General features: G+C 57.3%; 21 protein-coding genes and 1 pseudogene. 10 read left to right on the top strand and 12 right to left on the bottom strand.

What is annotated here, in order from left to right:
• Positions 1-125: pseudogene (gene gcvT, locus ACR0IU_RS09890) on the bottom strand (glycine cleavage system aminomethyltransferase GcvT); the annotation flags it as partial.
• 273 nt (positions 126-398) lie between these two features.
• Positions 399-1,586 carry a Zn-dependent hydrolase gene (locus tag ACR0IU_RS09885; RefSeq protein WP_480716124.1) on the bottom strand — a complete coding sequence of 396 codons (1,188 nt, stop codon included), beginning with the start codon at positions 1,584-1,586 and terminating at the stop codon, positions 399-401.
• Between the two features lie 145 nt (positions 1,587-1,731).
• On the opposite strand from ACR0IU_RS09885, the gene ACR0IU_RS09880 reads away from it, so the two are divergent.
• The 4 genes from ACR0IU_RS09880 to ACR0IU_RS09865 are packed head-to-tail and all read left to right on the top strand — an operon-like array spanning position 1,732 to position 5,223.
• Positions 1,732-2,382: a histidine phosphatase family protein gene (locus ACR0IU_RS09880; protein ID WP_480716123.1), complete on the top strand. Its 651-nt coding sequence runs from the start codon at positions 1,732-1,734 to the stop codon at positions 2,380-2,382.
• A 10-nt stretch (positions 2,383-2,392) separates the two neighbouring features.
• On the top strand, positions 2,393-3,007 hold the full coding sequence (locus tag ACR0IU_RS09875) for a glutathione S-transferase family protein (protein WP_480455819.1): 615 nt from the start codon (positions 2,393-2,395) through the stop codon (positions 3,005-3,007).
• Between the two features lie 14 nt (positions 3,008-3,021).
• The gene (locus ACR0IU_RS09870; protein ID WP_480716122.1) at positions 3,022-4,077 is read left to right on the top strand and encodes a saccharopine dehydrogenase; all 1,056 of its coding nucleotides are present in this window, start codon (positions 3,022-3,024) and stop codon (positions 4,075-4,077) included.
• 3 nt (positions 4,078-4,080) lie between these two features.
• Positions 4,081-5,223, top strand: a complete 1,143-nt coding sequence (locus ACR0IU_RS09865; protein ID WP_480716121.1) for a saccharopine dehydrogenase family protein — start codon at positions 4,081-4,083, stop codon at positions 5,221-5,223.
• 63 nt (positions 5,224-5,286) lie between these two features.
• Here the strand turns inward: ACR0IU_RS09865 and ACR0IU_RS09860 are convergent, their stop codons facing one another.
• The 4 genes from ACR0IU_RS09860 to ACR0IU_RS09845 all read right to left on the bottom strand — a co-directional run bounded on the left by ACR0IU_RS09860 (position 5,287) and on the right by ACR0IU_RS09845 (position 7,120).
• Positions 5,287-5,487 (bottom strand): DUF1127 domain-containing protein, encoded by a 201-nt coding sequence (locus tag ACR0IU_RS09860; protein WP_010438673.1) that lies wholly within the window; start codon positions 5,485-5,487, stop codon positions 5,287-5,289.
• Between the two features lie 57 nt (positions 5,488-5,544).
• Positions 5,545-5,781 carry a DUF1127 domain-containing protein gene (locus tag ACR0IU_RS09855; protein WP_480716120.1) on the bottom strand — a complete coding sequence of 79 codons (237 nt, stop codon included), beginning with the start codon at positions 5,779-5,781 and terminating at the stop codon, positions 5,545-5,547.
• A 165-nt stretch (positions 5,782-5,946) separates the two neighbouring features.
• Complete coding sequence (locus ACR0IU_RS09850; RefSeq protein ID WP_010438669.1) at positions 5,947-6,264, bottom strand: DUF3775 domain-containing protein; 318 nt, start codon at positions 6,262-6,264, stop codon at positions 5,947-5,949.
• Positions 6,265-6,349: 85 nt separating this feature from the next.
• Positions 6,350-7,120: a DUF1365 domain-containing protein gene (locus ACR0IU_RS09845; RefSeq protein WP_480716119.1), complete on the bottom strand. Its 771-nt coding sequence runs from the start codon at positions 7,118-7,120 to the stop codon at positions 6,350-6,352.
• A 149-nt stretch (positions 7,121-7,269) separates the two neighbouring features.
• Between ACR0IU_RS09845 and ACR0IU_RS09840 the strand changes: the two genes are divergently transcribed.
• The 3 genes from ACR0IU_RS09840 to ACR0IU_RS09830 are packed head-to-tail and all read left to right on the top strand — an operon-like array spanning position 7,270 to position 9,041.
• Positions 7,270-7,926 (top strand): sigma-70 family RNA polymerase sigma factor, encoded by a 657-nt coding sequence (locus ACR0IU_RS09840; protein ID WP_480716118.1) that lies wholly within the window; start codon positions 7,270-7,272, stop codon positions 7,924-7,926.
• A gap of 10 nt (positions 7,927-7,936) precedes the next feature.
• A complete protein-coding gene (locus ACR0IU_RS09835; protein ID WP_480716117.1) occupies positions 7,937-8,587 on the top strand; it encodes a ChrR family anti-sigma-E factor in 651 nt (216 codons plus the stop codon).
• Positions 8,588-8,636: 49 nt separating this feature from the next.
• Entirely contained in the window at positions 8,637-9,041 is a 405-nt protein-coding gene (locus ACR0IU_RS09830; RefSeq protein ID WP_480436536.1) for a hypothetical protein, read from the top strand.
• 3 nt (positions 9,042-9,044) lie between these two features.
• Here the strand turns inward: ACR0IU_RS09830 and ACR0IU_RS09825 are convergent, their stop codons facing one another.
• The 6 genes from ACR0IU_RS09825 to ACR0IU_RS09800 form a co-directional block, all read right to left on the bottom strand.
• Positions 9,045-10,274, bottom strand: coding sequence for a DNA recombination protein RmuC (locus ACR0IU_RS09825; protein ID WP_480716116.1), 1,230 nt, complete (start codon positions 10,272-10,274; stop codon positions 9,045-9,047).
• 52 nt (positions 10,275-10,326) lie between these two features.
• On the bottom strand, positions 10,327-12,177 hold the full coding sequence (gene mutL / locus ACR0IU_RS09820) for a DNA mismatch repair endonuclease MutL (protein WP_480716115.1): 1,851 nt from the start codon (positions 12,175-12,177) through the stop codon (positions 10,327-10,329).
• 282 nt (positions 12,178-12,459) lie between these two features.
• Entirely contained in the window at positions 12,460-13,389 is a 930-nt protein-coding gene (locus ACR0IU_RS09815) for a metal ABC transporter permease (RefSeq protein WP_480716114.1), read from the bottom strand.
• Positions 13,386-14,591, bottom strand: coding sequence for a metal ABC transporter permease (locus ACR0IU_RS09810; RefSeq protein WP_480716113.1), 1,206 nt, complete (start codon positions 14,589-14,591; stop codon positions 13,386-13,388). Before ACR0IU_RS09810 ends, ACR0IU_RS09815 begins: the two co-directional genes overlap by 4 nt.
• 2 nt (positions 14,592-14,593) lie before the next feature.
• The gene (locus tag ACR0IU_RS09805) at positions 14,594-15,397 is read right to left on the bottom strand and encodes a metal ABC transporter ATP-binding protein (protein WP_480716112.1); all 804 of its coding nucleotides are present in this window, start codon (positions 15,395-15,397) and stop codon (positions 14,594-14,596) included.
• Positions 15,398-15,400: 3 nt separating this feature from the next.
• Complete coding sequence (locus tag ACR0IU_RS09800; RefSeq protein WP_480716111.1) at positions 15,401-16,354, bottom strand: metal ABC transporter solute-binding protein, Zn/Mn family; 954 nt, start codon at positions 16,352-16,354, stop codon at positions 15,401-15,403.
• Between the two features lie 199 nt (positions 16,355-16,553).
• On the opposite strand from ACR0IU_RS09800, the gene deoC reads away from it, so the two are divergent.
• The 3 genes from deoC to ACR0IU_RS09785 are packed head-to-tail and all read left to right on the top strand — an operon-like array spanning position 16,554 to position 20,731.
• Positions 16,554-17,552, top strand: a complete 999-nt coding sequence (gene deoC / locus ACR0IU_RS09795; protein ID WP_170541747.1) for a deoxyribose-phosphate aldolase — start codon at positions 16,554-16,556, stop codon at positions 17,550-17,552.
• An 11-nt stretch (positions 17,553-17,563) separates the two neighbouring features.
• Positions 17,564-19,897: an aldehyde dehydrogenase family protein gene (locus tag ACR0IU_RS09790; RefSeq protein ID WP_480716110.1), complete on the top strand. Its 2,334-nt coding sequence runs from the start codon at positions 17,564-17,566 to the stop codon at positions 19,895-19,897.
• 24 nt (positions 19,898-19,921) lie between these two features.
• Positions 19,922-20,731: an SDR family oxidoreductase gene (locus ACR0IU_RS09785; protein ID WP_480716109.1), complete on the top strand. Its 810-nt coding sequence runs from the start codon at positions 19,922-19,924 to the stop codon at positions 20,729-20,731.
• The last annotated feature ends 1 nt before the right edge of the window (position 20,732 follow it).

The raw sequence follows: 20,732 nt of genomic DNA, 5'->3' as shown, positions 1-20,732 counted from the left end.
TGCTTATGCTCCCCCATAATCCCCAATGGATACTGAACAGGCATCTCCCACCCAGCAAAATCAACCAACTTACCACCCAACTCAACATGCAAAGCGTGAAGAGGCGTGCGTCTTAAGGATGTCATGATGGCTACCTTCTAATTATATAGTGAACAGAAGCTATCCCGTCAGTCTGACCCAAGCTGAATATTTTGCAACGATTCAGCCCCGGTTTTCGATGGCAGACCAAGGACTGGCCAGGCTCGTATGCGAGTGTATGCTTTAATAATGTTCCTATAGGAAACTTTTTTCCATTAAGCAACACTCTTTAGATCGCGCCTAACTTACTGCTTTGCTTTTCCAATCCTTCCCAGACCATACGAAGGTAGAAGCTCAGATCTTACAGCACCTTATCACATTCATGACCTCAGTTTCTGAACCGCACAATCCAGAACCTTCAAGCCGGCAACCAGGTCAGTTTCGGTTGTATCCTCGGCAAAATCGTGGCTGATTCCACCAATTGACGGGACAAACAGCATCGCAACCGGCATCATGCGCGAAACATTGGTTGCATCATGCAAAGCCCCTGATGGCATCCGTCGCCACCGGCCTGGCGCGATCTGCTCGGCAGCCGCTTCCAGCGCTTTGCGAAGTTTGTGATCCATCGCCACAGGCTCCAAGCCCAGAAGGGATCCATAGCTAAGCTCCACACCCGTTTGTGCGGCGATATCGCTCGCGGTGTTGCGAATGATCTCTTCCATCTTTGCCAGCCGATCTGCATCTCCATCGCGCCACTGCATCGAGAAACGCACGCGGCCCGGCACGATTGAGGACGCGCTGGGATGCAGGTCTACATGCCCAATAGTCCAGACTGTTTGCGGCGTTACCACGTTACGAAACTGGTCATTAAGGCGTGAATTGAATAGGGACAGCGCTTGAAATGCATCGCGTCGCAGGTGCATGGGCGTTGTACCTGCGTGGTTTTGCTGGCCAACAAACTGAATCACCATATCGCGAATGCCGACGATGTCGGTAACAACACCGATCTGGTCACCCTGCGTGTCAAGCGAGGGGCCTTGTTCGATATGCATTTCGATGAACCCGGTGAACCGACCCGGGTCGACGAAACTAGCGGCACAATCCGCCATCGCCGCGCGTGCGCAACCAAAGGTCTCTCCGGTATGATCGGTCAGCCCATCTGCCCGTACCAGATCCAATCCGCCAGACCAAACCGCCGAGCCCGTTGTGACACCAAACCGACCTTCTTCATCCTGAAAGCTGACAACTGAAATAGGTTGCTCGCTGGACCGCGCGACCTCAAGCGCCGCAATCACACCCAATGCGCCATCCAGCCAGCCGCCTTCGGGTTGGCTGTCCGAATGTGACCCCATCAACAGCGACGGTCCTTCGGCTAATCCGAAAAGGTTTCCAACCGGGTCGAAATGGGGGGTCAACCCGGCTTCGGCCATGCGGCCTGCCAGCCAATGACGGGCTGCAATGTCAGCTTCAGAATAAGCAGGCCGAATGACACCTTTGCCCACGCCAGAAGCTCCGAACTGCCGTAATTTATGCAGATCTTCCAGAAACCGTTTTTCGTCGACTGCCATTACATTCCCCCGATCAACCAGAATGCACAATACGCCCGTCAGATTAGCTCGCAAGGGAGGGGCGTGAATTGATGCAGTTTTTCCCCAAACCCCTCTGGCCCCGAACGCGAAGCTGCCCTAAGACTTCGTCGCAAGAGGGTTCGAAATGTCATTCATTACATTGGTGCGTCACGGGCAGGCCAACACCGCCGCGCGGGACGAGAATAGCTACGACAGGCTCAGCGATCTGGGCCACCAGCAAGCGCGTTGGCTGGGTGCGCATCTGAAAGTTACCCAGGCCCATCACCCTCGGGTCTATTGTGGCACCCTTACACGTCATGTGGAGACAGCAGCCAGCATGGGTTTGGCCGAACCTGTGCACGACGCGCGCCTCAACGAAATTGAATACTTCACCCTCGCGCAGCTGTTTCATGAGCAACATGGCGTGGCGATTCCAATCGACCGCGAAGAGTTTGTGGAACATCTTCCCAAGACATTTACCGCGTGGGCCAATGGCGAAATTGAAAACCCGCCAGAGACCTTCGTCGAATTTGAAACCCGCGTCCGCGACGCGTTGCGCGACATCGGGACCGAAGGCGGGCCCGCGATTGTTGTGACATCCGGGGGGCTGATCTCGATGGTGGTCCGGCAGGCGATGATGCTGGATATCACTTCGATGGCACGGGTGGCGCTTGCCATCATGAATACGTCGATGCATCGTCTGCACCCAATCGGTTCACAGCTGAGCCCGGTCCTGTTCAATGCAGTGCCCCATCTGGAAGCACCAGATCGGCATTTTGCACAAACCCACCTGTAAGGAGGCACGGATGCAGCTCTATTTTGCCCCCCGCACAATCTCAGTCGCTGTGGCGATTGCGCTGGAAGAGGCCGACTTGGAATATGAAGCCGTGCAGCTTGATTTCGCCGGTGGCGAGCAGACAAAGCCCGCGTACAGGCAAATTAATCCCAAAGGCCGTGTACCTGCGCTTGCGGTTGATGGTGGCATTTTGACTGAAACCGGCGCCCTACTGGAGTTTGTTGCCGCCAAAGCACCCGAGGCCGGGCTGGTTCCGGCTGATCCCGTGATGGCAGCGCGAATGCGGGAGGTAATGTATTATCTGGCCTCGACCATGCATGTGAACCACGCGCACAAACTGCGCGGGCCTCGTTGGGCGGACAAGAAGGCCAGTTGGAAGGACATGAAGGACAAGGTACCCCAGACGATGACCGCGTCATGCGACTATATCGTTACAAACGGGCTGCGTGGTCCGTTCGTGTTGGGTGAGACACTCTCGCTAGCCGACGCTTACCTCTATGTGGTCTGTAGCTGGCTGGAAGGTGACGGCGTCGACGTTTCGGCCTTTCCCAAGATCATCGCCTTCCGCGAGGCGATGGAGGCTCGGCCATCGGTTCAGGCGGTGCGCGCCGCCGGAATGCTCTGACAAAAGGAAGTATGATGACACATCTCTGGGTCCGGGCGGAACAGCGCCCGAACGAGGAACGGGTCGGGCTTACCCCTGAAGGTGCCGCCGCACTGATCGCTGCAGGCATTCGTGTGACGGTCGAAAAAAGCTCTGTACGGGCTATTCCTTTGGATGGTTACAGACAGGCAGGTTGCGAAATCGCGTCCGAAAATTCGTGGCCAGAAGCCCCGCTTGACGCAATCGTCTTTGGCTTGAAAGAGCTGCCCGAGGATGGCACGCCCTTGCCTCACCGCCACATCATGTTTGGCCATGCTTATAAGGGTCAGCATTCTGGACGCGAATTGTTGCGGCGGTTTAAGGCCGGTGGCGGCACGCTTTATGACTTGGAATATCTGGTGGACGCAGATGGCCGCAGGGTTGCAGCCTTTGGCTATTGGGCTGGGTACGCCGGGGCTGCGGTTACACTGAAGACATGGGCAGCGCAGCAACGCGGGCAGGAATGCCCACCCGTTGGTGTTTATGCCAACAAAGACGCGTTGAATGATGAACTGATGGCCGAACTGGACGCTACAGGAGCCGACCGTCCCCGCGCCATCGTCATCGGCGCGTTAGGCCGTGTCGGGACCGGCGCCGCCGATATGTGCGAGGCCATGGGGGTCGCCGTCACCAAATGGGACATTGCCGAGACGTCCAGAGGCGGGCCATTTCCCGAAATCCTTGATCACGATCTCTTCCTGAACTGCATCTTCGCCCGACCGGGCACCCCGGTTTTTGTCCCGCGCGATGCTCTGAGCGCACAACGCAGTCTGACGGCCATCGGCGACGTGGCCTGCGACCCGGACAGCGATTACAACCCAGTGCCGGTCTATGACCGTGCCACCACATGGAACGCCCCTGCTTTGCGCGTGGCGACCAACCCGGTCATGGATGTGATGGCCATCGACAATTTGCCGTCGATGCTGCCCGTCGAAAGCTCGCAAGACTATGCGGCGCAACTGCTACCGTCCCTGCTGACGCTGACCGATCTGGACAGCGGTGTCTGGGGGCGGGCTGAGGCAACCTACAAAACACATATCGAAGGGATCTGAGAGATGACGATTCACTGGTGTGGCACCGGCCTGTCGGCCATCCCCGGCCTGCGCCGCCTAATCGAAGGCGGGCACAAGGTCAATGTTTGGAACCGGACTGTCGAGAAGGCCAAGGCCGAGGTCGGAGACCTGACGGATGACATCCGCGCCTTCGACATCGACGCCCTAGGCGCGGTGCTTGAGAAGGGCGACATTATCGTCTCGATGCTGCCGGGTGACTGGCATGTGCCACTGGCAGAGCTGGCAATTTCAAAAGAGGCCAACTTTGTGTCGTCATCCTATATTGCACCAGAGATGCGCGCGCTGGATGACATGGCGCGCGAGGCAGGTGTCGCGCTGGTCAACGAGGTCGGGTTGGACCCTGGGATCGACCACCTGATGGCGCATGCTCTGGTCGCCGACTACCGCGCCTCGGGCGCCTTCGATCCCCAGAACCACCTAAGCTTTATCTCGTATTGCGGCGGGATCCCGAAGAACCCAAACCCGTTCCGCTACAAGTTCAGCTGGTCACCGTTAGGTGTTCTAAAGGCGCTGCGCTCACCGTCGAAATCAATCCGCGACTATGCCCCATTGGACGTCGCGCGCCCGTGGGACGCGATCAGCAGCTATATCGCCCCGCTGCCCACGCCCGAAAGCTTCGAGGTCTACCCGAACCGCGACTCGATCCCGTTTAAGGCCGAGTACCAGTTCGAGGATCACTGGCCGGTCAAAGAATTCGTCCGCGGCACCCTGCGCCTGAACGGTTGGGCTGACGCGTGGTCGGATGTGTTTACTGAAATCGAGACCCTCACAGGGCCAGAAGGCGACGCCCGCCTGAAAGAGATGTCGGATCAGTTCTGGGAAGAAAACGCCTATGACGAGGGCGAACCCGACCGCGTGGTTCTGTGTGTGGGCCTGAAAGCCGAGAAAGAAGGCGTTGAGGTCTGGCATAAGACCTATGTCATGGACGCTTGGGGTGACGAACGCGGCACGGCCATGGCACGCCTGGTTTCGATCCCGGTGTCCCTTGCAGTCGAAGCCGTCCTGAACCGTGCTATCCCTGCCGGTGTCCACGCCGCGCCAAGTGATCCGAAACTGATACAGGGTTGGATGGACGAGATCGACACACTGGCACAACACCTGCAGATCGTGGACCACACCGCCTAAAACGCAATCAGCCGCTTCGAACACGCGAAGCGGCTGATCACATTGTGGCGTCGCTGACAGCCGTCAAATATATTGCGCTATCACCGCTTCAACATCGCAGCGATTGAGCCCAAGCTCTGACAATTCGAAATCTGAAAGACGGTTCAGCTCTTGACCGGCGCGAACGATATCGGCTTGGATTGCGCGCATTCTCATCGCCTGATCGAACAATAACAGCGCACTGTTAGACACGTTCTGTTTCGGATTTGGGTTGCTATCCAGCATATTCGTTACCTCGCGCTTACTTACATAGATTGCTTTTCGGATCGCACCGGACAGTGCCTAAGAGCAGGCCTGATAGGGCGTGTTGTGATAAACGTTTCGATATACGCGCTGCCGTATCTCAGCGCGTGGGATGCCGATATCGCTAAGCTGATGATCATTGAGCTTTTCAAGCACTCGGATCGTCTTGTTGTAAACTCTGCGACGCTGCCATGCAGATGGGGCCTCAGGCTGGCTCGCAAACTGGCCGAAGAAAAGAGACCGATAATCAGCTGCGGTTGTATTGACGTGTGCCATGTCGAATTCCTCCAGTATTCATCGTTGCTGTTGATGAACCTGATAAAAGAACTCGACATTAACCTCGGAGGAACGCCGCATTAATATTATTTAATGAAAGCGGATCAATCAATCCGATGCGCCAGCATCCGGACCAACCCATACGCCATAACGCGAGAACAGGGATTACATCAGATCGTTTTCGACATCTTCGGCAGAGATTCCCAGCGCATCCAACCCATTTTCCAGGTGATCGGATAAATGCGGCGTTCCTATCAGATAATCCGCGCAAGGGGTTGAGGCCTCGGACTTTGCGGTAGCAATGGCCTCGGCCAGATCTTCAGCGAAGAAGCTCTCACGACCGACCCACATGACGGCGACCAGTTCTGCTTGTTCATCCTCGCTCATGCGTTCGATGAATGCGCGTAACTCGCCCTCGGCCCGGTTCAACTCTCGCCCCATCATGGCAACCTGGGCGATTTTTCTTGCCGAGATTTCCAACATGTCCCAACTCCTCGTGTTCGCGGTTCACTGTTATCTGAACGATGCCACAGGCGATCGTCTTTGATCTTGCGCAAAGCGGAGGGCTTTACTGATGTGAACGCGATACAGGCTGATCAGGAACGGGCGCGGTGCGAAAGGGGCTGAACCGGGCGCGCTTGACCCATAGCTTAAGCGCTTGCCAGTGGATCAGAAACACCGCCCTTCGCGCTCCGAACGGTCGGCGCCAGAGCGATTTCAGAATAATGCGGTTGCTAAGCGGCCGGCGTGGACCCGTCAGGGTGGCGATCAGCCCCCCGCTGCCGCGGCCATAGTCGATCCAGACACCCACGCGCTCGTCGCGATAATCAAACCGAAACGTATAGGTCCCTTCAATTTCTTGAAACGGCGAGACATGCATCAGCTTGTCAGCCAGTATCCGATCAGTTGGCGCAATGGGCGAATGATCGGGTTTGTAGCACAGATAGCTGTGACGCGTACCATAAGTATTGGTCACTTCAGCAACCACAGCATAGAGCTGATTCACGTCATCAAAGCAGAACCAGAAACTCACGGGATTGAACACATGCCCAAGCATGCGCGGTTGGGTCAACAGAGTAATCTGCTCCGGCTGAGGAATACCCTGCGCCTCAAAACACTCACGCAGCCAAATCGCGCCGCGACCCCGACCAGGCTCGCCACCGTGATCGCTATCTCGCCATCCGGTCAGATTCACCTTGTTGAACGAAAACAAAAAGGGCGTCGTGGCACATACTTCAGGGTCAAACAGAACATAATCGATTGAATAGCGAAACGAATTATCGATCGCACCCTTGCGCCCGTGAAAGGTATGACCCGCGATGTGATCAACAGTGTTCATAACGCAGATGTTCCGTACTGACTGCAAATTGTTCAAAAGACATCCATTTCCGAATGCCCCTACATCATACATTACGAAATACTGCTCGTTTTGGATGAATTTTTTTGCACCAGACTGATCCAACTTGGGTCAGACAACGTAATGAGGTTATGTTTACCGAAATAGATACCGTGACCTTGGACGAAGCGGCAGCACAACCTGCTGTCAAAAGTGCCGTGCACGGCGCCAAACGATTTAAAGGTAAATCGGTGAACAGACAAAACAAAGGTTGTGATACGAGAAAGGAATGGGTGGATCACGTCCGTCGCATCCGAGATGCGGAGGATCAGATCGCATTTGCTGAACTGTTCCAGCATTTTGCGCCTCGAATAAAGGCATTCCTAATCAAGTCCGGGTCAGACGCTGCACTGGCAGAGGAATGCGCTCAAGAGGTCATGGCGACCTTGTGGCACAAGGCGCATCTTTTTGACCCGACAAGGGCAACAGTTGCGACCTGGGTGTTCACGATCGCAAGAAACAAGCGCATTGACGTATTGCGCAAACAACGCCGCCCCGAGCCCGAGGAACTTGGCTGGGGTCCTGAACCCGAACCCGAGCAAGAAGACGTTCTGGCACTTCAACAAGAAACTGCGCAACTGCGCGACGCGATAGCAGCGCTACCCGGTGCGCAAAGACAACTGATCGAGAAAGCCTATTTCGGCGATCTGAGCCATCGAGAAATCGCATCTCAGACCGGATTGCCTTTGGGAACGATCAAATCACGAATAAGGCTGGCGCTGGATCGCTTGCGCCATGCAATGAATTGAGATGACGATGATGAGCAACGAGATTAAACATCACCTGACAGACGACCTGCTGATGGCCTATGCCGCAGGCAATCTGCCCGAAGCGTTCGACCTGATGGTCGCCACGCACCTATCTCTTTGCGACCACTGCCGCGCCCGCGCTGAAAGCTTTGACGCAGTTGGCGGATGCGTTTTGCAGGAACAAGATGCGTCAGCAAGCATGAGTGACGGTTCACTGGCGGCAACAATGGCATTGATTGCTCAGGGCGCACCAAAGGTGAAACCCGCGCACCCGTCTTGTGCAGTTCTTCCGACACCGCTGCAGGACTATGTCGGCGGCGACGTGAACGCGATCAAATGGAAGCCCGTCGGCATGGGAGTCAAACAGGCAATCCTGCCCACGACCAGCGAAGCCACCGCCCGGTTGTTGTTTATCCCCGCCGGGGCAGCAGTGCCGGATCACAGCCATAAAGGCATAGAACTGACGATGGTCCTGCAGGGTGCATTCTCTGACGAGATCGACCGCTTCGACCGTGGCGATGTCGAAATCGCTGACCAGTCTATCCATCATACCCCTACGGCAGATATCTCTGAAGACTGCATTTGCCTGGCCGTCACTGATGCTCCACTGAAGTTCAGCAAGCTGATGCCGCGCCTGTTCCAGCCATTCCTTCGAATCTGACCCGTTGTGGTAGGGTTGTTTATCGACGCTAACTAGATCGGGGTTTTCAATGTTCTTAAGGATGGCAGTCACAGCGCTTTTGCTGACTTTTGGAGCCAGCGTTTCTGCACAGATGTCCGCAGACGTGAAATTCCAACCGGGCAATTTCGGTACGATGGTGAATGGGACTGTCACCGGCGACGAATATTTCGACTATAAACTGGGCGCCAAAGCGGGGCAGGAGATGTTCGCCGACCTTAAGGTCAGTGACACCAATGGCAACGGCGTGATCTATTTCAACATATTGCCGCCGGATAGCGACGGCGTCGCAATTTACAACGGCTCAATCGATGGAAATACCGCCCGGATCGAGCTTCCCGATGATGGCGACTACACCATACGTGTTTATCTGATGGGTAACGATCGCGACACAGGCAAGACGGTTGGTTACAATTTGGACCTGTCGATCCAATAACGCTTACCCTTCGGTTTTTCCCAGCGGCACGACGTTTGTTTGGTCATCCGGCGCAAGCTCTTCGAAGTCGAAATTGTCCAACCGTTGCGCCCGGCGACCCGCCTTTTCCGCGCTGATCTTGATTTCCGAGATATCCTTTGCAGCCTGCCCGAAATGACGGTCGAGGTTCGACACCCGGTCGCCCAAACGTTCCACATCCTTATGCAGCAGCCCCAATTCCTTGCGGATCGCACCGGCCTGTTCGCGCATACGCGCATCTTTAAGGATCGCCCGCATGGTGTTCAGCGTCGCCATGCAAGTTGTGGGTGAAACGATCCAAACGCGTTTCGAGAAACTCTCTTGCACCAATTCAGGGAACTTGGCGTGCAGCTCGGCATAGACTGCCTCAGAGGGTAGAAACATCAGCGCACCATCTGCAGTTTCACCGTCCAGAATGTACTTCTCGGCAATATCGTTGATGTGCTTGCGCACGGTACTGCGGAACATCTGTACCGCTGCTTTCAGCTCCATGTCGTTGGTCGATCCGATCAGCGCCTCATAGGCTTCCAGCGGGAACTTACTGTCGATCACGATCGGTCCGGGAGGGTTCGGCAGGTTGATCAGGCAATCAGCGCGCCGTCCGTTCGATAACGTGGCCTGCAGCTGAAAACTATCTGATGGCAGCGCCTTCGAAACGATATCGTTCAGCTGGATTTCCCCGAATGCCCCGCGCGTCTGCTTGTTCGACAGAATATCCTGCAACGACAGCACGTCGCCTGAAAGCTTGGTGATATTGTCCTGCGCTTTGTCGATGGCTGCCAGACGTTCCTGCAATTGCGTCAGCGAGGTCGCCGTCTGTTTCGACGAACCATGCAGCGATTCCTTCATCCGCTCCTGCATCTCAGCCAGAGCGCGCGCCGATTTCATCGCGTTATCCGCCAGCCGGTCATTCATCTGCTGTTGCACTGATGACAGGCGGGATTCAACGGTCTGGATCACCTGCACCTGCGCGTTGGCCTGCGTGTCCGAGACATGCTGTAGGCCACCCCGCAGTTGTTCCTGCCCCTGGCTCAGTTGCTGCACATGCTGCCCAAGGTGCGCCATCTGCCTGGCCAGCGGCTCCGCCATTTGAGCTGAACGCTGTGACGCTCGAAGTGACAGAAACAGAAGCAGCAGAATCAACACCACCACCCCGCCTGCAATCAGGATGATAGGGTCATTCAACGCATATTGGGTGCCAGCAATCTCGATCATGTTGCCTCGGATGTTCTTGTTTTATTCTTCATAGCCCGAGCGGGCCAGCGGATCAACTGCGGCCGAACAGGCGTTCGATATCGCTCAGCTTCAGTTCCACATAAGTTGGCCGCCCGTGGTTGCACTGCCCGGAATGGGGCGTCGCCTCCATCTCGCGCAGCAGGGCATTCATCTCTTCGGCCCGCATCCGACGGCCAGACCGAACCGAACCATGGCAGGCCACGCGGCTCAGGATCGCCTCGATCCGCGCTTGCACCGTCTGGCTTTCGCCCTGATCAGCAAGCTCATCAAGGATATCGAGGATCATCGCGCGGGCATCGACCTCGCCAAGAATGGCCGGAGTTTCGCGCACCGCGATGGCCCCGCCACCAAAGGATTCGATGGTCAATCCAAAGCGCGACAGGTCCTCTGCAACGGCCATCAGACGCGCGCAGTCACCGTCTGTCAGTTCGACGATTTCGGGGATCAACAACGCTTGTGCGGCAACGCCATTTTCGGCCATCTGAGCCTTGAGCTTTTCGTAAACCAGCCGTTCATGTGCGGCGTGTTGATCCACGATCACCATGCCGTCTGCCGTTTGGGCGATGATGTAATTCTCGTGCACCTGCCCGCGCGCCGCCCCCAAGGGCAGGTCTTGCGGCTCATCCACCGGTGCAGTTTCGGGCACCGGTTCCATGATGCGTCCGCTATAGTCCTGCGACAGTTCCGCAAAGCCCGGAGACTGCGCCCGATAGGCCGCCTGACGCGCCGCGGATGACGGGCGATCCATTTGATACACCCGCGCCGGGGTTGCAGGTGCCGGCTCGGGCCGCATCGCACCCAAGGTTGCGTTGGCCACGGTCGAAGATGCCCGGTGCCCGGCCTCGGCCAACGCGTGACGCAGGCTGGACACGATCAAGCCACGCGCGAGGCCGGGATCGCGGAACCGAACCTCGGATTTTGCCGGATGTACATTCACATCCACCAGCGTTGGATCGCAATCTATGAACAGCGCCGCCGCCGGATGCCGGTCGCGGCTGAGGAAATCGAAATAGGCCGCGCGCAGGGCACCGGTCAACATCTTGTCCCGCACGGGTCGCCCATTGACGAACAGATACTGCGCCACTGCAGCCCCGCGCGAATAGGTCGGCAGCGCGGCATAGCCATAAAGCCTGAGCCCTTCGCGTGTGGCATCGATCTGCAAAGCATTCTCAGCGAACTCACGGCCAAGAACGCGCGCCAATCGGGCATGCAGCGCATCAAACAGATCGCCATTCTCGCGGTCGGCACGAAAGGTCACGCGCCCCTCTCCCCCACCCGAGACATCGCGCAGAGTGAACGCGACCGAAGGCTCGGCCATCGCCAAACGTTTCACAATGTCCGAGATCGCCTGCGCCTCGGCCCGGTCCGTGCGCATGAATTTCAGCCGTGCCGGGGTGGCGTAGAACAGGTCTCGCAACTCAACCACAGTCCCAGCGCGCAAGGCTGCTGGCTTCACTGCATCCATTTTGCCACCGGACACTTGGATCGAGGCCGCATCAGCACCCGAGACACGGCTGGTGATGGTCAAACGCCCGACAGCCCCCAGCGAGGGCAGTGCTTCACCGCGAAATCCAAAGGTGTGGATATTCAACAGGTCGGCGCCGTCGATCTTCGATGTCGCATGGCGCGACAGCGCCAGTGGCAAATCCCCGGCTGCGATCCCACACCCATCATCTGTGACACGAATCAGGGTCTTGCCGCCATCCGCGACTTCGACGGCAATGCGTTTGGCCCCGGCATCTATGGCATTTTCGACCAATTCTTTAACTGCAGAGGCCGGCCGTTCCACGACTTCACCAGCAGCAATCCGATTGATCGCTGCATCATCAAGCTGCCGAATTACCGGGCGATCATTGCTGATATTGGGGTCTGCATACACCATACCACTATACCTAGCATAGATATGCGCGATTCGACCACAGGTTTGGATGGTACAGCGGGCGAGCAAATGATGTATCCGGCCAGCTTAACCCTGTCGTAAAGGGGGTAGCGACTTAGGTCAATACTGGCCGGATATACCAGAGTGAGTGGTGGTCTTGTGGTATTTGATCAAGGTTTGCGTACCATCGCACATGGAATAAATCCCGTTAATATTTGGAAATTGTTTCCAGTTGGCGAAGTTCAGCCGAAACCTTGCGAAACCCATTGGCGTGAATACGCCAAGTTAAGCCTGGCTGGGGGCTCCGCTGCGGGTTCGCCAGGGGCCAAGGACGGCGGTCAGCGCCAGTATCAAGCCAGATATCGTCGCGATCATTCCCGCAGCACTAACAGCATCTGCACCCCCCAGCCACAATGGGCCGTACCCAGCCAGAACATATCCCGAGATGGCTGAAATGGTCGCGAACAGAACGCTCCAGACAATCTGGGTTTCCAGCCGGTTCGTCATCATCCGAGCCGCAGCGGGTGGACAGATGAACATGGCGATCACGATGATTGATCCCACGGCATCAAATGCAGCTACGGCAGCGATCGCCGCTGTGATGACCAGCGCCATACCCAACACACCGGTTCGGATGCCAATGGTACGAGCAAATCCTTCGTCGAATGTCGAGATCTTGAGCGGCCGCCAGAACAACCAGGTAAACAAGATGACACCCACCATCGTCAGTGCAATTCGGGGCAATTCGGGGGGCAGACCAGCCAACGCCTGTACGTCCAGCAGAGACGACCATCCTGTGGCATCCAACCAGATCAAGCTTTCCAGATTGCCATAAAGCGCATGTTCCACGTCTAGATGAACCGTCGAGGTATCAGTCTGTTCCAACAGTAATACCCCGCCCGCAAACATGGTTGTGAACACCACTCCCATTGCGGCGCCGGGTTCAATCTGACCTAATCGTCGGATCGCCTCGATCATCACAACGGCAACGACAGCGGCCCCGGCCGCGCCGAGCATCATTGGCCAAGTAGAGATCGCACCTGTCAGCAGAAACGCCACGACAATGCCGGGCAGAACCACATGGCTGATCGCATCGCCAATAAGGGCCTGTTTACGAAGAACCAGAAAGTTTCCGGGAAGCGCGCAAGCGATGGCTGCAAATGTTCCAATCAACAGAGGGGTCAGCGACAGAGGGACAAATTCTTCACCACTCATGGCATGACCTCCTGCGGGCCACCGATGCGACGGTCTATTTCGGCGATCTGATCGCGCGTTAGAACAGTCTCGATATCACGCAAACCATCGTACAGCGCCGCGGTGGCCTCGTGCGCCTGATCGGCACGTACGAATTCCCACCGCTTTTCGTCCCGCAGCGCTTTGGCGGCGCGCGCTTTCCCTTCATCTGTCGCGACACCATCGGCGCGCACGATACCCGCACGACGCAGCAGGCGAATGGTCAGTGGCTCATAGATCTTCTGACCTTGCGCCAGCGCCAGAAGACCCTGCCGGATATGCACGCGTCGCTGGAACCTAAGGTGCCGCAGTACCGCCGCCAAAACGCCTCGAACCGGTGCGAACAAAAGTGACAGCGCGAAAAATCCAAAACTGACCAGGACAATGATCGGACCGGTTGGCAGGTTCGGTGCCGAGGCCGAAATTCCTGCCCCCAAAAAGCCAGCAAGCCCCCCGGATATCCCTGCCAGCAGCACAACACGGTCGGATCGTTCTGTCCAAAACCGCGCTGTCACCGGAGGAATGATGAGCAGTGCAACAATTAGGATCAGGCCAACGATCTTCAACCCGACCACAGTGACCGCCATAACAAGTCCCATCATCGCCAGATCAATCCGGTGCACAGGCAACCCACGCGCGGCGGCGTATTCGGGATCAAAGGCCACCATCGTCATCGGACGGCGGATAATCATCACCAGCAACAGAGTCGCCGCGCCACCGATTGCGATCACCAGCGCGTCTGCCCAGAGCATTCCGGCGGTGGACCCAAGCAAGAACCCCTCCAACCCTGCTTGACGTCCAACACCCATGGTCTGAATCACCGTCAGCAGGACAACACCAAAACCAAAGAAGACCGAAAGAACCGCACCGATCGCAGCATCCTCTGCAAGCCGCGTATGACGCGTTAGCCAGTTCATGCAAAGCAGACCGACCCAAGCCGATATGGCCGAACCGACCAACAGACCAATTAGATTGCGCCCATCCCCTCCAAACGCCACCAATGCCATGAAGGCAAGGCAAACCCCCGGCAGGGTCGCATGGCTAATGGCATCACTTACGAGGGCACGCTTACGCAGGAACAGAAACGTGCCGGTCACTCCCGCTGAAATGCCCAGCAACGTCGCACCGATCGCGACCAGCGTGGCGTTATAGCCTAGCTGCAGGGTCAGAGCATCCCAAAGCATGATTATCCCAGCGCGCGTGAAATCTGATCAATCTGTGCCGTTGCGAGGCGTCCGCCATAAGCGGCTTGCAACGTTTCCGCAGTAAAGGCCTGCTCAACCGAACCTTCGGCCACCTTGCGGGTGTTGATCAGGAACACATGGTCAAAATAGTCCGAAACCGTTGCCAGGTCGTGATGCACCACGACAACGGTCTTGCCTGCTTGCTTTAGTGATTTGAGCACAGCAATGATGGCCTTTTCGGTTGCGGCGTCCACGCCCGCAAAGGGCTCGTCCAGCAGGTACAGATCAGCATCCTGAGCCAATGCACGCGCAAGAAAGACCCTCTGCTGCTGACCACCGGAAAGCTGACCAATCTGACGGTCAGCAAACTCTCGCATTCCGACACGGTTCAAACAGTCCATGGCGCGGGCCATATGACGTGCGCGAACACGACCCAGTAGACCCAACTGACGCGACAATCCCATCAGAACCACGTCAATCACGCGTGTCGGAAAATCCCAATCCACACTGGCGCGCTGCGGGACATAGGCGATACGCGCACGTTGATCTTCGAGCGGCTGGCCAAACACCGTCACCTGACCGGAAAGAGGCGATACGATCCCCAACGCGGCCTTGAGCAAAGTGGACTTGCCAGCCCCATTCGGTCCGATGATCGCCGTCATCGCGCCGGGTTGCACCGTCATATCCACCGAGAACACTGCGGGCTTCTGACCGTACGAGACAGTCAGACCGCGAATGGCGAGCGGGCAGCGATCAATATCCTGCCCTTCAATTGAAACACCTTGAACTGTTGCGAGTTCCAGCATGGCTCAGAGCCCCGCCGACAGTTTGCCGTTCATGCCACGCTGCGGCACATCCGCGCCCAGCGCCCCGGCAATCACGGTGATGTTGTGATCAAGCATTCCGATATAAGTGCCCTCATATGTGCCGGGCTCTCCCATCGCGTCCGAGTAAAGCTCTCCACCGACACCGACCTCGTGGCCTTCAGCCGCGGCACCCTCGATCAGAGCACGCATGGACCGGTCAGAGACCGAGCTTTCCACGAAGACCGCTTTCAACTGACGGTTCACGAGTGTGTCGACCAACTCACCGATGCGGTTCAAACCGGCCTCTGATTGGGTCGAGATGCCCTGAACACCCAGCACTTCATAGCCATATTCAGCACCGAAATAGCCAAAGGCGTCATGGGCGGTTACCAACATACGGTTGTCATCAGGAACTGCAGTAAGCATCTGTTCGCCATAAGCGCTCAACGCGTCGATCTCGGCCAGAAACGCTTGAGTATTTGCAGAAAAGAATTCTGCAGCCTCAGGGCGAGCTAGAGTCAGAGCGTCTTGCACCTCAAGCACAACATCACGCCATAGCACCGGGCTCATCCAGACATGCGGGTCATATTTGTCGGCGTAGTCGTCATGAGCGCGTAATTTGCCTTTGTCGACACCCTCCGCAACTGCCACAACGGTTTGCTTGCGTCCCAGATCATCGAAGAAATCTTCCATCTGCGCTTCGAGATAGAGGCCGTGCCACAGCACTAGATCTGCGCGGGTCATCGCAACAATATCTGTGCGCGTCTGACGATAAGCATGTGGGTCAACACCTGGGCCCATCAAACCTTTAACTTCAACCTGATCACCGCCGATTTGCCGGGCCGTATCAGCGATCATGCCGGTCGTTGCGACAACCTTCAACGGCGCCTCGGCAATAGCGGCGGCTGGTAATGCAGCAACGAAAGCCAATGCTGCAAGAAAGGTACGGCGAATCATTTGCGACTCCATTTAGGTGCCTTGTTACCTCTGAATATGCGAACCATTCGCAACTAAGTCAATGCAAATGCGAATTACTCGCAAGAAAACATCTTTTTTGTCCATTTGGTCAAAATTTTACTCTTTGCAGGGGTCGGCACACCTTTCTTTTCTTCGCAGCCCATGCGAATTTGGCGCAAACCTCCAAAAGGACGGAAAAATGGAAACGCAGAGCTCAGAAAGCCCCGTGCGCACCCCGCATCTGCCGCAAGTGACCGAGCCCCGGAACCCGGGAATGGACCTGGATCTGGATTGGGTGCGGGCCGTACAGGCCAACACTTCGGCCATCGAACGCCGCGCCGCGACGCTGCCCGGTCGGCGGTCGGTAAAGAAGGAATACCAGGCAGCATGGCTGCTGAAGGCGATCACAATGATCGACCTGACCACCCTATCGGGTGATGACACAGTAGGGCGGGTTCGCCGCCTTTGTGCCAAGGCTCGGCAACCAGTGGCATCGTCGGTTCTGCAGGCGCTGGACATGCCGCCAATCACAACCGGAGCGGTCTGCGTCTACCATGACATGATCGAAACGGCTGTGGACGCATTGGAAGGCACTGGTATTCCGGTTGCGGCGGTATCCACTGGCTTCCCGGCTGGTCTATCTCCATTCCATCTGCGCGTGGCCGAGATCGAAGAAAGTGTGAAAGCGGGCGCCGAAGAGATCGATATTGTGATATCGCGCCGTCATGTGCTGTCCGGCGATTGGCAGGCCCTTTATGATGAGATGAAAGCGTTCCGCGTCGCTTGTGGTGATGCCCATGTCAAAGCCATCCTTGCCACCGGCGAACTGGGCAGCCTGCGCAATGTCGCCCGCGCCTCTCTGGTCTGCATGATGGCAGGTGCTGATTTCATCAAGACCTCGACCGGCAAGGAAAGCGTCAACGCAACCTTGCCTGTTTCGCTGGTGATGATCCGAGCCATTCGCGACTATTATGACCGCACCGGCTATCGCGTAGGCTACAAGCCTGCGGGTGGGATTTCGAAAGCCAAGGATGCGCTGGTCTATCTGTCGCTGATCAAGGACGAGCTGGGCGACCGCTGGCTGGAACCGGATCTGTTTCGCTTTGGCGCCTCATCACTGCTGGGCGATATCGAGCGGCAGTTGGAACACTATGTCACCGGCGCTTACTCCGCTGGTTACCGTCACTCCATGGGCTGAGGACAAAAACAATGACAGTCAAAGAGATTTTCGAGACCATGGACTACGGCCCTGCCCCCGAAAGCGCAGCCGAGGCTCTGGCCTGGCTGGTCGATCAGGGCGACAAGTTCGGCCACTATATCGATGGCGCATTCACCAAACCCGGCAAAGGGTTTGATAGCCGCAATCCGGCGACCGGAGAGGTTCTGGCCAAGCTGACGCAAGCGAAACAGGGTGACGTGGACGCTGCCGTTGCCGCCGCGCGCAAGGCGCAACCCAAATGGGAGAAGCTGGGCGGCGCGGGGCGTACACGTTATCTCTACGCGATTGCGCGCCTGCTGCAGAAGCATTCGCGCCTGTTTGCCGTGCTCGAAAGCCTCGACAACGGTAAGCCGATCCGTGAATCGCGCGATATCGACATCCCGCTGGCGCAGCGGCATTTCTATTACCATGCGGGCATGGCGCAGTTGATGGAAAGCGAACTGCCCGACGCTCAGGCGCTGGGGGTTTGCGGCCAGATCATTCCGTGGAACTTCCCGCTGTTGATGCTGGCGTGGAAAATCGCGCCTGCGCTGGCAATGGGCAACACGGTGGTTCTGAAGCCGGCCGAGTACACCTCGCTGACCGCACTGCTGTTCGCCGATATCTGCTCGCAGGCCGGGTTGCCGAAAGGCGTGGTCAATATCGTGACCGGAGACGGTGCGGTGGGCGAGATGATCGTAAACGCGGACGTCGATAAGATCGCCTTTACCGGTTCGACAGTTGTGGGGCGGCGCATCCGCGAGGCGACTGCAGGGTCGGGCAAGGAGCTGACATTAGAATTGGGCGGTAAGTCCGCCTACGTCGTCTTTGATGACGCCGATATCGACAGTGCCATCGAAGGTCTGGTCGACGCCATCTGGTTCAATCAGGGTCAAGTCTGCTGCGCAGGCTCGCGCCTTCTGGTTCAAGAGGGCATCGCCGATCGTTTCCACGCTAAGTTACGTGCCCGGATGGACACCCTGCGCATCGGTGACCCGCTGGACAAGTGCATCGACGTGGGCGCTGTAGTGGACCCTGTTCAGCTGCAGACCATCAAGGGCATGGTTGAAAGTAACACCGCTGGTCGCGTTCATCAGGCCGCTTGCGACTTGCCCGCGAACGGCTGCTACTACCCGCCAACGCTGATCTCGGGGTTGGAGACCTCTGACCCGCTGATGCAGGAAGAGATCTTTGGACCGGTGCTAGTTTCGTCCACCTTCCGCACCCCCGAAGAAGCGGTCGAACTGGCAAACAACACCCGCTACGGGTTGGCAGCAACGGTCTGGACCGAAAACGTAAACCTCGCGCTGGACATCGCGCCCAAGCTGGTTGCTGGCGTGGTCTGGGTGAACGCGACCAACCTGTTTGACGCCGCCGCCGGGTTTGGCGGCGTGCGCGAAAGCGGCTTTGGTCGCGAAGGCGGCTGGGAAGGTTTGGCGGCATACACAAAGCCCAAGGGCAAAGGTAAACCGCTGGCGAAGATCGAGGCGATCATGGGCGAAGGTGCTCCGGTCGATCCAATCGACCGCACCGCCAAATTGTATATCGGTGGTAAACAGGCGCGGCCCGACGGTGGCTATTCAAAGCCCGTTTGGGGTAAATCCGGTCTGCTGGGCCATGTGGGGCTTGGTAATCGCAAGGACATCCGGAACGCGGTTGAGGCCGCAGCTGGTGCCAAGGGTTGGTCCAAGACAACCGGCCACCTGCGCGCGCAGATCTTGTACTACATCGGCGAAAACCTCTCGGCCCGTGCCGATGAATTCGCCGCGCGTATCGACGCAATGACCGGCAAAAAGGACGGCGCGAAAGAGGTTGAAGCCTCAATCCAGCGTCTGTTTGCCGCCGCTGCCTGGGCCGACAAGTATGACGGTCAGGTGCATGGCGTTCCGATCCGGGGAGTCGCTATTGCGATGAAAGAGTCCGTTGGCGTGATCGGTGCTCTGTGTGCCGACGAGGCACCGCTTCTGGGTCTGGTTTCTGCGATGGCGCCAGCGATTGCCATGGGCAACCGGACAGTTCTGGTGGCTTCCGAGCCCTATCCACTGGCGGCAACAGACTTTTACCAGATCCTCGAAACTTCGGACGTCCCCGCTGGCGTGGTGAACATCCTGACCGGCAGTCATGTGGAATTGGCGAAACCGCTGGCCTCACATCTGAACGTGGATGCGGTCTGGTCGTTCTCGTCCACCGACCTTTCGAAAGAGATCGAAGCCGTCTCGGCCGGAAACCTGAAGCGAACTTGGGTCAATAACGCGACGGCATTTGACTGGAGCATGGACCATTCCCGCCGGTTCCTTCAGGCTGCGACCGAAGTGAAAAACATCTGGGTGCCCTACGGCGAGTAGGGCTCCCTGCCAAGGGAGGTCTACATGGATTTTTCAGGAAAAACCGTCATCGTCATCGGCGGAACCAGCGGCATCAATCGCGGCATTGCCGAGGCCTTTGCGGCCTCGGGCTCCAAACTGGCTGTAGCCAGTCGTTCGCAGGAAAAGGTTGATGATACGGTCGCGGCTCTGAAAGCCGCTGGCGCACAGGATGCCTTCGGTGCAGCGTTTGACGTGAGGAACCCTGAGGCCGTAGCGGCTGGACTGAAACAGTTCCATGATACATTAGGCGATTTTGACGTTTTGGTATCGGGCGCAGCAGGTAACTTCCCGGCGCTGGCGGCTGAGATGTCAGTCAATGCGTTCAAAACTGTGATCGATATCGACCTGATGGGCACGATCCACGTGATGAAGGGGGCCTACCCGTTCCTCAAACGCCCCGGCGCCAGCATCATCAACATTTCGGCCCCGCAGGCCTACTTACCTTATGAAGGTCAGGCCCATGTCTGCGCGGCAAAGGCGGGCGTGGATCAAATCACCCGGACCCTTTCGATGGAATGGGGTGTGGAAGGCATTCGTGTGAACTCGGTCGTGCCCGGTTTCATCGAAGGCACCGAGGGAGCCAAACGCCTTGCCCCTACCCCAGATGCTGGGGAAGCGTTACGCAAAGACGTACCGTTGGGCCGTTGGGGCCAACCGAAGGACGTGGCAAACGCCTGCCTGTTCCTCAGCTCTGACCTTGCCAGCTATATCAGCGGCACTGTTCTAGCCGTCGACGGAGCGCTTTATCAGCGCGGGTCAGGCAAATTCGGGCAAATGATGGGGCAGATGCTGCGGACAGCAAAACACAACTAAG

The sequence above is a fragment of the Ruegeria sp. CL5 genome (assembly GCF_056536485.1).
This window is presented reverse-complemented; position numbering and strand designations above follow the sequence as displayed.